The sequence below is a fragment of the Pantoea sp. SGAir0418 genome (assembly GCF_043529865.1).
Genome location: NZ_CP027911.1, coordinates 1,060,271 through 1,071,485 on the forward strand (window position 1 = coordinate 1,060,271; position 11,215 = coordinate 1,071,485).

13 protein-coding genes are annotated in these 11,215 nt (G+C 59.3%); 4 read left to right on the top strand and 9 right to left on the bottom strand.

What is annotated here, in order from left to right; all coding sequences use genetic code 11:
- Nucleotides 1-21: 21 nt before the first annotated feature.
- The 3 genes from nrdI to C1N84_RS04720 all read right to left on the bottom strand — a co-directional run bounded on the left by nrdI (nt 22) and on the right by C1N84_RS04720 (nt 1,334).
- The gene (gene nrdI, locus C1N84_RS04710) at nt 22-426 is read right to left on the bottom strand and encodes a class Ib ribonucleoside-diphosphate reductase assembly flavoprotein NrdI (protein ID WP_021506472.1); all 405 of its coding nucleotides are present in this window, start codon (nt 424-426) and stop codon (nt 22-24) included.
- A gap of 4 nt (nt 427-430) precedes the next feature.
- Entirely contained in the window at nt 431-673 is a 243-nt protein-coding gene (gene nrdH, locus C1N84_RS04715) for a glutaredoxin-like protein NrdH (protein ID WP_021506473.1), read from the bottom strand.
- Between the two features lie 343 nt (nt 674-1,016).
- Nucleotides 1,017-1,334 carry a DUF883 family protein gene (locus tag C1N84_RS04720; RefSeq protein ID WP_021506474.1) on the bottom strand — a complete coding sequence of 106 codons (318 nt, stop codon included), beginning with the start codon at nt 1,332-1,334 and terminating at the stop codon, nt 1,017-1,019.
- A 149-nt stretch (nt 1,335-1,483) separates the two neighbouring features.
- Between C1N84_RS04720 and C1N84_RS04725 the strand changes: the two genes are divergently transcribed.
- The 4 genes from C1N84_RS04725 to C1N84_RS04740 all read left to right on the top strand — a co-directional run bounded on the left by C1N84_RS04725 (nt 1,484) and on the right by C1N84_RS04740 (nt 4,815).
- Nucleotides 1,484-1,822, top strand: a complete 339-nt coding sequence (locus tag C1N84_RS04725) for a DUF2002 family protein (RefSeq protein WP_021506475.1) — start codon at nt 1,484-1,486, stop codon at nt 1,820-1,822.
- A 133-nt stretch (nt 1,823-1,955) separates the two neighbouring features.
- Nucleotides 1,956-3,371 (top strand): S-methylmethionine permease, encoded by a 1,416-nt coding sequence (gene mmuP / locus C1N84_RS04730; protein WP_058776476.1) that lies wholly within the window; start codon nt 1,956-1,958, stop codon nt 3,369-3,371.
- Nucleotides 3,361-4,293, top strand: coding sequence for a homocysteine S-methyltransferase (gene mmuM / locus C1N84_RS04735; protein ID WP_125310801.1), 933 nt, complete (start codon nt 3,361-3,363; stop codon nt 4,291-4,293). Before mmuP ends, mmuM begins: the two co-directional genes overlap by 11 nt.
- 99 nt (nt 4,294-4,392) lie before the next feature.
- Nucleotides 4,393-4,815 (top strand): hypothetical protein, encoded by a 423-nt coding sequence (locus C1N84_RS04740; protein WP_058758247.1) that lies wholly within the window; start codon nt 4,393-4,395, stop codon nt 4,813-4,815.
- Between the two features lie 87 nt (nt 4,816-4,902).
- Here C1N84_RS04740 and speG read toward each other — a convergent pair whose 3' ends face one another.
- The 6 genes from speG to C1N84_RS04770 all read right to left on the bottom strand — a co-directional run bounded on the left by speG (nt 4,903) and on the right by C1N84_RS04770 (nt 10,493).
- Entirely contained in the window at nt 4,903-5,448 is a 546-nt protein-coding gene (gene speG / locus C1N84_RS04745) for a spermidine N1-acetyltransferase (protein ID WP_264442131.1), read from the bottom strand.
- 89 nt (nt 5,449-5,537) lie between these two features.
- Nucleotides 5,538-6,203 (bottom strand): ABC transporter ATP-binding protein, encoded by a 666-nt coding sequence (locus C1N84_RS04750; RefSeq protein WP_021506479.1) that lies wholly within the window; start codon nt 6,201-6,203, stop codon nt 5,538-5,540.
- Entirely contained in the window at nt 6,196-7,029 is an 834-nt protein-coding gene (locus C1N84_RS04755) for an ABC transporter ATP-binding protein (RefSeq protein WP_264442134.1), read from the bottom strand. Before C1N84_RS04755 ends, C1N84_RS04750 begins: the two co-directional genes overlap by 8 nt.
- On the bottom strand, nt 7,019-7,876 hold the full coding sequence (locus C1N84_RS04760) for an ABC transporter permease (RefSeq protein WP_031279350.1): 858 nt from the start codon (nt 7,874-7,876) through the stop codon (nt 7,019-7,021). The genes C1N84_RS04755 and C1N84_RS04760 overlap by 11 nt, the downstream gene beginning before the upstream one ends.
- On the bottom strand, nt 7,873-8,925 hold the full coding sequence (locus tag C1N84_RS04765) for an ABC transporter permease (RefSeq protein WP_264442136.1): 1,053 nt from the start codon (nt 8,923-8,925) through the stop codon (nt 7,873-7,875). The genes C1N84_RS04760 and C1N84_RS04765 overlap by 4 nt, the downstream gene beginning before the upstream one ends.
- On the bottom strand, nt 8,925-10,493 hold the full coding sequence (locus tag C1N84_RS04770) for an ABC transporter substrate-binding protein (protein ID WP_264442138.1): 1,569 nt from the start codon (nt 10,491-10,493) through the stop codon (nt 8,925-8,927). Before C1N84_RS04770 ends, C1N84_RS04765 begins: the two co-directional genes overlap by 1 nt.
- Nucleotides 10,494-11,215: the final 722 nt, after the last annotated feature.

Below are 11,215 nucleotides of genomic sequence, written 5' to 3' on the forward strand. Positions count from 1 at the left end.
GATAGTCCAGCTGTGTGCTGTTCAGGGTGTCTGTCGTTGCCAAAATTGGGTCACTCCCGCTTTAACATGGGCAATATCGTCGGCGGTTCCCATCAGCTCAAAGCGGTAGAGATAAGGAACCTGACATTTCTGCGCAATGATGTCGCCCGCCAGGCAGAAGCCCGCGCCAAAGTTGCGATTGCCCGCAGCAATCACACCGCGGATACCGCGCCGGTTGGCGTCATCATTAAGGAACTGAATCACCTGTTTCGGCACTGCTCCACGCGCGCTGCCGCCGCCGTAGCTCGGCACCACTAAAATGTAGGGCTGGTCGATGTGCAGGCGCTGCGTGGCGTCGAGCGGAATACGCCGCGCAGGCAGGCCGAGACGGGTGATAAACCGGTGCGTGTTTTCCGACTGGCTGGAAAAATAGACCAGTGGAAACATCGCTTTATCCCCCGACGGCAGCGAGCTGGCGCAGGCCGGCGATTTTGTCGGGACGGAAGCCGCTCCAGTGGTCGTTGTGCGTCATCACCACGGGCACCTGGCGATAGCCAAGCGATTTGAGCTGATCGATGGCTTCCGGTTGGCTATCGAGGTTAATCAGCTGATAGTCGATGCCACTGCGATCCATGGCATTTTTGGTCGCGTCACACTGGACACACTGGCTCTTAGTGTAAATAATAATGCGCATGATTCGTATTTCCCTCTGGTTGTGGTCAGGTTGCGAGATACGAAGCAAAACCCTTTTGCTGCGAACGTCGTCCCTGCTGACATCTGGTAGCGAGTTGATGTGTTGAATACTAGATGTAGTGGTATTGGTGGTCAAGCCCACCAGATATAGGGTTTTGTGATTTAAGCAGTCAGATTAGGGCGAATGCCAGCGATGGTGCGCCCTGGCGCAGGGAAAAAATTTTTGTAAAGGGTTTTGCGGCAATTTTAACCAGCCTGACAGCAGCCGCATCGGCGCGCTAATGCGGATTGACGCGCAAAAAAAAGCCCCGCATACGCGAGGCTCCTGATGATTTTTTAGCGATTTAGCGGCGTGACATCAGCAGCGCGCCCAGCACCAGACCGACGGCGGCACCGACACCCACGCCGTACCACGGTTTGTCATGCACGTAGGCATCCACCTGATAACCCGCATCGCGCGCGGCCTGAGTCACGCGGTTGCCACTGCCGTTAAGTTTAGCGCGCGTCTGTTTCAGCAGGGCCTGCGCCTGGCTGCGTGCGCTATCCACTTCATCTTTGGCTTCGCTGCCGTAAGATTTCAGTAAGGCTTCCAGCGAATCGGCCAGTTCGTTTACATCCTGATTGATATCAATGTCATCGTTTTTGCTGGTTCGATTAAACATTTTTCGCTCCCTTTGACTTAAAACGTAATACTAAGTGTAGACGAAACGTGACTAAACGCAGCCGTGTGCCAGGCTTTAGGGAAATTCCGAATGTCCTGTGCTGTCGTGCTGATGTAAGGTTGCGGGGCTGTGAGAAGAGAGGAGCAAGCATGTATTTACGTCCGGATGAGGTAGCGCGCGTACTGGAAAAAGCAGGATTCGAAATGGACGTCCTGACACCCAAAACTTATGGTTATCGCCGTGGCGAAAACTATGTCTATGTGAATCGCGAAGCCCGCATGGGGCGCACAGCGTTGATCATTCATCCCACCCTGAAAGAAAAAAGTCAGCACTTCGCTGAACCCGCATCAGAGATGAAAACCTGCGACCACTACACGCAGTTCCCTCTCTACCTGATGGGGGATTCGCAGGAGCACTACGGTATTCCCCACGGTTTTAGCTCGCGCATGGCGCTGGAGCGTTATCTGCAGGGCGTCTTCGGCGCCTGACTGGTGTGCCCCGTCGCGGCGGGGCCGCACACGCTTTCCCAATCCTTACCCTTTCCCACGTTGCAAATTGCCGCGCGGATGCGTATAACTCTGTGTCCATATAGAAGTTTAGACGTCCATATGGATATAAAGAATGCAAACTGAACCGACGCCTTCGCAGGCAAACTTCAAGCGCAGCATGAAGGTGCGGCATCTGGTGATGCTGTCGCTCGGCGGCGTGATTGGCACCGGGCTGTTTTTCAACACCGGCTACATCATCTCCACCACCGGCGCAGCGGGCACGCTGCTGGCCTATCTGATTGGTGCGCTGGTGGTATGGCTGGTGATGGTGTGTCTTGGCGAGCTGGCGGTGGCGATGCCGGAAACCGGCGCGTTTCACGTCTACGCCGCGCGCTACCTCAGTCCGGCGACCGGCTACACCGTGGCCTGGCTCTACTGGCTCACCTGGACGGTGGCGCTCGGCTCCAGCCTGACCGCCGCCGGTTTCTGCATGCAGTACTGGTTTCCGACGGTGCCGGTGTGGCTGTGGTGCCTGGTGTTCTGTGTCGCCATCTATCTGCTGAATAGTGTCTCGACGCGCTTCTTTGCCGAAGGAGAGTTCTGGTTCTCCATCATTAAAGTGATCACCATCATTGCCTTTATCGTGCTGGGCGCGGCGGCGATGCTGGGGTTCATCCCGATGAAGGACGGCAGCGCGGCGCCGGGATTACATAACCTGACGGCTTCCGGCTGGCTGCCGCACGGTACGCTGCCGATTCTGATGACCATGGTGGCGGTGAATTTTGCCTTCTCCGGGACCGAGCTGATCGGCATTGCGGCGGGTGAAACCGAGCAGCCGCAGAAAGCGCTGCCGCTGGCGATTCGCACCACCGTGGCGCGCCTGATCATCTTCTTTATCGGCACGGTGTTTGTGCTGGCCGCGCTGATCCCGATGGATCAGGCGGGCATCGTTAAAAGTCCGTTCGTACTGGTGTTCGAGAAGATCGGCATCCCGTACGCGGCGGATATCTTCAACTTCGTGATCCTCACCGCGATCCTGTCAGCGGCGAACTCCGGACTGTACGCCTCGGGACGGATGCTGTGGTCGCTGGCCAATGAAAACACGCTGCCGCGCTGCTTTGCCCGGGTCAACCGGCGTGGCATTCCGCAGCTGGCCATCACCGTGAGTATGCTCGGCGGCCTGCTGGCGCTGTTTTCCAGCGTGATCGCCCCGGATACGGTGTTTGTGGCGCTGTCAGCGATTTCCGGCTTTGCCGTGGTGGCGGTGTGGCTGAGCATTTGCGCCTCACACTACATGTTCCGTCGCCGCTATCTGCAGGCGGGCAATGCGCCGCAGCAGCTGGCGTACCGCGCGCCGTTCTATCCGCTGGTGCCGATCCTCGGATTTACCCTGTGTCTGCTGGCGTGCATCGGGCTGGCCTTTGACCCGTCACAGCGCATCGCGCTATGGTGCGGCATTCCTTTTGTACTGTTCTGCTACGCTGCTTATTATCTGACGCAAAAACGCCAACACGCTTTCAACGCTAAGGAGACCGATGATGTCGCGTAACCCCATCGCTGCGGCCCTGACCCACACTGATACCCTGATTCTGGATGGCGCGCTGGCGACAGAGCTGGAGGCGCGCGGCTGTAATCTGGCCGATACGCTGTGGTCAGCCAAAGTGCTGATGGAAAATCCCGAGCTGATTTATCAGGTGCACTATGACTATTTCGCCGCCGGCGCTAACGTGGCGATCACCGCCAGCTATCAGGCGACGCCGCTGGGCTTCGCCGCCCGCGGACTGGATAGCGGCCAGGCCAGCGCGCTGATCCGCCAGAGCGTGGCGCTGGCGCAGCGGGCGCGCGACGATTACCGTGCCGCTTCAGGCAGCGAGACACCGCTGCTGGTGGCCGGCTCGGTCGGTCCTTATGGCGCTTATCTGGCTAACGGCGCGGAATATCGCGGCGATTACGCCTTGCCGGCTGCCGAAATGAAGGACTTCCACCGTCCGCGCGTGGCGGCGCTGCTGGAGGCGGGCGTGGATTTGCTGGCGTGTGAAACGCTGCCGTCGTTTGGTGAAATTCAGGCGCTGATTAGCCTGCTGGCGGAGTTCCCGCACAGCAGCGCGTGGTTCTCCTTCACGCTGCGCGATGCGCAACACCTGAGTGACGGCACGCCGCTGAGCAAGGTGGCGGAAGTCATCAATGCCGCGCCACAGGTGGTCGCTGTCGGCCTCAACTGCGTGGCGCTGGAGAGCGTGACGCCGGCGCTGCAAACGCTACAGGCGCTGACGGACAAGCCGCTGCTGGTCTATCCTAACTCCGGCGAGCAGTATGATGCGGTCAGCAAAAGCTGGCACTCGGCGCCGTCTGGCTGCACGCTGCACGATAAGTTCCCCGAGTGGCAACAGGCGGGCGCACGGCTGATAGGCGGCTGCTGTCGCACCACGCCTCAGGATATCGCGGCGATTGCCGCCTGTTGTCAACCGTAATAAAGCGCAGAAAAGCGCCACTGATAGCGCGATTGAGGCGAGTGAAAAGGCAGAGAGGGCAGTTTAGACTGTCCTTTCTGATTCTGAAGCGGACCTGCTATGAACCTGCGACATCTTCTTCCCGCCTGTGCGCTGCTGCTGAGCGGCTGTGCCACCATTGTCGGCACCGAAACGCAACCGGTAAAAATTGACTCTGTGCCGCAGGGCGCGCGTTTCACCGTGCAGGATGAAACCGGCCGCGCGGTGGCGCAGGGCTATACGCCGCAGACGGTGGATCTGGCGAAATCCAATGGCACCTATTTCGGTAAGAAACATTATCAGGTGATGCTGGAGAGTCCGGGCTACGTGCCGCTGACGCTGCCCATCGAGGCCAGCGCCAACCTGTGGTACGTACTGGGCAATATTCCGCTGCTCGGTTTCCCCGGCTGGCTGGTGGTCGATCCGTTTTATGGCGGCATGTATGACCTGAAGCCAGCGCACCCGCAGCCGCATCTCAACGTGGTCGGCGCGCGCGGCGGTTAATTTGCACGGATGCGTAGCGGCGCGATTTATCGCGCTTAGTTAAATACGCGCAATAAATTGCGCCGCTACGGTTCGTGCCGAGGGTTATTATTGCGCGGTAGGCTTCACCATCGCATTACCGGATTTATGCTGCGCCAGGTACTGCTGCTGGAAAATGCACATGCGGATGGTGTTGCGGTACTCGCCGTTGATGAAAAACTCGTGCTTCAGCACGCCTTCCACCTCGAAACCGAGCTTGGTGTAGATATGAATCGCCTTCTCGTTCTCCTGATCGACAATCAGATATAGCTTGTAGAGATTGAGCACCGAAAAGCCGTAATCCATCGCCAGCTGTGCCGCCCTGCTGGCTAAGCCCTTGCCCTGATGCGCCGGGTCGATGATGATCTGAAACTCCGCCCGGCGATGCACGTGGTTGATCTCCACCAGCTCCACCAGCCCGGCTTTTTGCCCGTCGTGTTCCACCACAAAGCGCCGCTCGGTCTGATCGTGGATGTGCTTGTCATACAGGTCAGAAAGCTCCACAAACGCTTCGTACGGCTCTTCAAACCAGTAGCGCATCACGCTGGCATTGTTATCCAGCTGATGGACAAAGTGCAGATCTTCCCGCTCCAGCGGACGTAATTTTACCGTCATACGGTGTTCCTTTAGATGACTGAATGGCTGTTGGGCAGCGGCGCAATCTGCCTTCGGGATAAACCGCGCCGCGTTGCGCTCATGCCATGCTAACCAACAATCCGGCCCTGCGCCATGCGCGCGGCGCGATCGCACATATGATCGATCACGTCAGGATCGTGGCTGACCAGCACCATCGTCAGGCCATCATTCTGTTTGAGATCGTTAAGCAGGTTCAGGATCTCGGCCTGTACAGACATATCCAGCGCCGACGTCGGCTCATCCAGCAGCAGGATCTTAGGCTCCAGCAGCAGGGCGCGCACAATGGCCACGCGCTGACGCTGTCCGCCGGACAGCTGATGCGGATAGCGATCCGCCAGCGCCGGATCCAGCCCGACATGGCGAAAGCCCGCGTTGATGCGATCGTCGATGTTATCGCGTCGCAGCAGCTTAAGCGGTTCCGCCAGCGTGCGGCGCAGCCGGTGGCGCGGATGCAGCGAAGCGTAGGGATCCTGAAACACCATCTGCACATCACGCCGCAGCTGGCCGGTAAAGGGTTTGCCTGGCTGCACGGCGGTATTCGCCAGCGTCATCTGGCCGCGCCAGTGCGGATTCAGTCCGGCCATTACCCACAGCAGCGAGGATTTACCGCAGCCGGAAGGCCCCACCAGACCGAAACACTCGCCGGCCGCCACCTGCAGGTTCACATCGTGCACCACGGTGCGCAGTTCATAACCCTGTTTGTGCGAGACGCTCAGGTTGGCTAATTCAATCATGCATCTTCTCCAGCGCCGCGCGATCCAGCACCGGCAGGCGTTCGCCGTGCGTGGCTTTCCCCGGACGGCAGGCCCACAGCGTGCGGGTATAAGGATGGCTGGCGTCCGACAGCTGCGCCGCCGGCAGGGTGTCCAGCAGGCGGCCTTTGTACATCACCATCACCCGCTGACAGTGCTCGGAGACCTGTTGCAGATCGTGACTGATCAGCAGCAGGCCCATATTGCGCTGCTCCACCAGGCGACGAATCAGCGCCAGCACCTGATCGCGCATGGCGTGATCGAGCGCCGAGGTGGGCTCATCGGCAATCAGCAGATCGGGATCGGTAATCAGCGCGATCGCCAGCATCACGCGCTGGCCCATGCCGCCGGAGAGCTGATGCGGATAGCGCTTCATCAGCTGGCGCGGATCGGGCAGGCCCACCGCGTCCAGCATCTCGCACACTTTCTCTTTGCGCTCGGCGCGGCTCAGCTTGCGGTGCAGCACCAGCGGCTCTTCAACCTGCCAGCCAATGGTGCGCGTCGGGTTGAGCGCGTATTTCGGGTCCTGCATGACCATCGCCACTTTGCCGCCGCGCACGCCGATCCAGTCGCGCTCGCGCAGGTGCAGGGCGTCTGCGCCCGCCACCTGCAGCCGGTCAGCCTGCAGCTGCAGCGCGGGCGACAGCAGGCCCATCAGCGCACGCGCGGTCAGGGATTTGCCCGAACCGGATTCGCCGACCAGCGCAACACGTTCGCGGCCGAGGGTAAAGCTGATGTTATCCACCAGCAACGCGTCGTGGCTGCGAATCGTCAGCCCCTGCGCATCAATTAACAGATCATTTGGCATGGCGGGTATCCAGTCGGTCACGCAGGCCGTCGCCTGTCAGGTTAAACGCCAGGCTGGCGAACAGAATGGCTGCGCCGGGCGCTGCCGCCACCCACCATTGGTCGAAAATCACTTTACTGCCTTCTGCTACCATCGAGCCCCATTCGGCGGTTGGCGGCTGTACGCCCATACCGAGGAAGCCCAGCCCGGCGGCAGAAAGAATAATCCCGCCGAGGCTCAGCGCGGCACGCACCACGGCGGTCGGCAGGCAGAGCGGCAGAATGTGGCCAAACATCAGGCGCAGGCCGGTAATACCCTGCATGCGCGCGGCGGCGAGGTAATCGCTGCGGCGCAATGCCAGGGTTTCCGCGCGTGCCTGCCGGGCAAACGGCGGCCAGCTGGTGAGCGCCAGCGCCAGCGCGCCGTTCATCAGGCCCGGACCCAGCATTGCCACCAGCGCCAGCGCAATCACCAGGTTGGGCAGCGACAGAAAAATATCGGTGATGCGCATCAGCACGCGTTCGGTCCAGCCGCCGACGTAGCCGGCGGTGATGCCGACTAACAGGCCAACCGGGATGGTCAGCACCAGAATCAGCGACACCAGCAGCAGCGTCGGACGTGCGCCGTAGATCACGCGTGACAATAAATCGCGCCCGAAGCCGTCGGTGCCGAACCAGTGCAGCGCCGACGGCGCCAGCAGACGCTGTTCAATCACCTGCGCGTTAGGATCAAACGGCGCCAGCAGCGGCGCCAGCAGCGCCATGGCCACCAGCACGATCACCAGCGTCAGGCCGATGGTCAGCGAGGTGATACGCGCCCGGCGCCGGCGCGGACGCACGGTTTCCAGTTCATGAAGTTGTTGAGTCATCGGGTTCTCGGATCGGTTAACCAGGTGAGGGCGTCGGCCACGGCATTGAGCAGGATAAAGCAGCTGCCAATCAGCAACGTAGCGCCGAGAATCGCCGGAACATCGGCGGAAAACAGCGCGTTGGTCATGTAGCGACCGACGCCCGGCCAGGCGAATACGGTTTCCGTCAGCACGGAACCTTCCAGCAGCGTGGCGTAGGAGAGGGCGATCACGGTGATCAGCGTGCCCAGCACGTTGGGGAAAATATGACGCAGAAGAATGCGCGCCCGGCCAGCGCCTTTCGCGCGCGCCAGCACCACATACTCTTTGCTGCTCTCTTCCAGCAGCGCCGCGCGCAGCAGACGCGTAATGCCTGCCATCGCCAGCAGGCCGAGAATCACCACCGGCAGCCACAGATGGGCAATCGCGTTGCGAAACATTTCCGCATCGCCGGAGAGCCAGCTATCAATCAGTACAAAGCCGGTCTTTGGTTCGAGGGTATAGATCCAGATATCATCCAGCTGGCCCGGACCGGCGGACCAGTGCAGCACGGCGTAGAACAGCAGCAGGCCCAGCAGGCCGAGCCAGAACACCGGCACCGAGTAGCCCAGCAGCGAGATAAAGCGCGCCACGTTATCGATGACGCTGCCCGGTTTCCACGCCGCCAGCAGTGCGAGTGTCACGCCGAACACCGCAGCGAAAATCATCGAACAGGTCGCCAGCTCAAGCGTGGCGGGGAAGGTGCGCATCAGGTCGGCGCTGACCGGCTGATTGGTGAGATGCGACAGGCCGAGATTGCCCTGCGCCAGATGGCTGATATAACGCCAGAACTGTACCAGTACCGGCTGATCCAGCCCAAGGTCGTGACGCACCTGAGTATAGGTGGCTTCGCTGGCGTGATCGCCGGCGATTTGCTGCACCGGGTCGACTGGCGACAGGTGCGACAGCATGAAAGTAAACGCTAACAAACCCACCAGCGTCACCAGCAGCGACAGCAGGCTGGTGACGAGGCGGCTGAAGCGCTGCCAGAGTGGCCGGGCGAACCCGGCCGATGACGCTGACGCTGCCATTACTTCGAAACCTGCGCGTAATACACCATGTCCGGGTTGATCCCCTGCACATAGCCCTGCAGATTGTCGCGCAGCGCAATCAGGTTACGCGCCTGCAGGCCAATCACGTACGGCGAGTTCTTCAGCACTTCGCGCTGCATCGCCTGATAAAGCGCAACGCGCTTATTGCTGTCGGCTTCGGCCGTCGCCGCCAGCGTCTGTTTGCTCAGCTCCGGGATGTGCCAGTCTGAACGGTAAGCAATGGTTTTGCTGCCATCTTCCGGATTGTATGCGAAGGACGCAGCGTTGGTGTTCGGGTCGAAATAATCCGCGCCCCAGGCGTTGAGCGTAGCTTCATACTGATGCGCCTTCACGCGGGTGGAGACTTCAGAGCTTAAGCCCGGCTGCACTTCCACCTTCACGCCGCCTTTGGCGAAGCTGCCCTGCAGCGCCTGCGCGATATCAAGGTACGGCGGCTGATTGCTGGTGGAAAGCTTAAAGCTGACGTTGGTCAGGCCGGCCTTTTGCAGAATCGCTTTGGCTTTCTCCGGATCGTAAGTGTAAGGCGTGTCGTTCAGCGCGCCGAGGAACCCCTTCGGCAGGAAGGTCTGGTGCACTTCAAACTGGCCTTTCAGCAGGTCATTGGCGATACCTTTATAGTCGAACAGGTAACGTGCTGCTTCCCATAGCGCCGGGTTCTTCAGTACCGGACTGGCGCCGACGTTGAACTGAATGTAGTAGAGCGACGCCATCGGAATCGCTTCGGTCTTCACGCCGGCTTTGCCCTTCAGTGCAGCGATCTGATCAGCACCGAGGTTACGCGCGATATCGACATCGCCCTGTTCCAGCAGCAGACGGCGCGCTGCCGGCTCCGGCACGTTTTTGATCAGAATGTTTTTCAGCTTCGGTGCACCGGCCGGTGAGGTCGGGTTGGCGCTGAGCAGTATCGCTTCATGCAGCACCACTTTACGAATCTGGAACGGGCCGCTGCCGGCCGAGTGGGTGCCGAGCCACGCGTGGCCGAAATCACCGTTTTTGGCGTTGGCCTGCGCGGTTTTTTCATCAACGATCGAGGAGACCGGCGCGGACAGCAGGCTCAGCACGTAGGCCGGGCTGACGTTGGCGCTCCAGCTAATCTGTACGTGGTCTTCATCGACCTTTTTCAGGAAGCTGTCAACGTTGTCTTTGTTCCAGCCGAGCTGGGTCAGAATAAAGGACGGATCGAGGTTGAGTTTCACCACGCGGCCCAGCGAGAAGATGACATCTTCCGGGCGCAGCGGGTTACCGCTGGCAAACTTCGCGTCTTTGCGCAGCGCAAACGTCAGGCTGCGGTTATCGCTGCCCGGCTGCCACGACGTGGCCAGCGTTGGCTTAAGATCGGTCGGATTGGCCGGATCGGACTGCACCAGGCGCTGATAAATGTTAGTGAACGCTTGCACCGTGGTCAGTTCAAAGCCCTGGGCCGGATCAAAGCTGTCCGCATCATCCGTAGACTGCGCAATCACCAGCGTATCTTTCGGCGTGGCGGCCTGCGCAGAGAAGGCGGCTACCAGCGACAGCGCCAGCAGTGAGGGAATAATTTTTTTCATGTTGTTTCCTTGCCTTAAAAAAGTAACGCGAGTTTACGAGAGCGTTACAGTGAAGAATAGTCAATTTATGGCTATGCATATGCCGTAAGGTTCTAAGCGGTGCGCTTCAGTTATAAGCAAGAGGGCGTAACGCGATCGGATTAATCTGATGCACCTTATATCCGCACGCATTATCAACCAAATCGCAACGAAAATTAAATCAACCTGAACCCCAGAATAATTAACTTTACTTCGCTTTTCGCCCTCCTATAATAGCCGCAACTTCACACAGGAGAATTCAGTTGGACAGTCACCCTTATCGATGGCAATACAAGGCAAGCTGACGCGCGAATTCTTTTGTCGCTGCTTGCCAACATGGCGGGCAGCAATCCTCACCTGTTTCTGATGATTGTTCCCTGATAATGACACCATAGCGGGCTGATGCCCGTGGGAATAGCATCATGCACATGATTTTAAACGCACTTTTTCCTCCGCCTCGATGCGCGCGCTGATCTTCAGCGTGCTGAGCTTCCCTGCGCGTTAAGCCGCTTCAGGCTGCTGCTGCGCGCAGCGTTATCCAGGATTATGTTATTTCACTCGTTATTCAGCGAGCGACTTTCTTCGCCCATTATTTCCGGGAGGTAATATGGAAATTCCCGATAGGTTATTTTTAATTTAATCCGGTCACGCCGTGACAATTAATGTTTTCGACTTGTGCGCCTGGCGCGCAGGGATCGTTATTG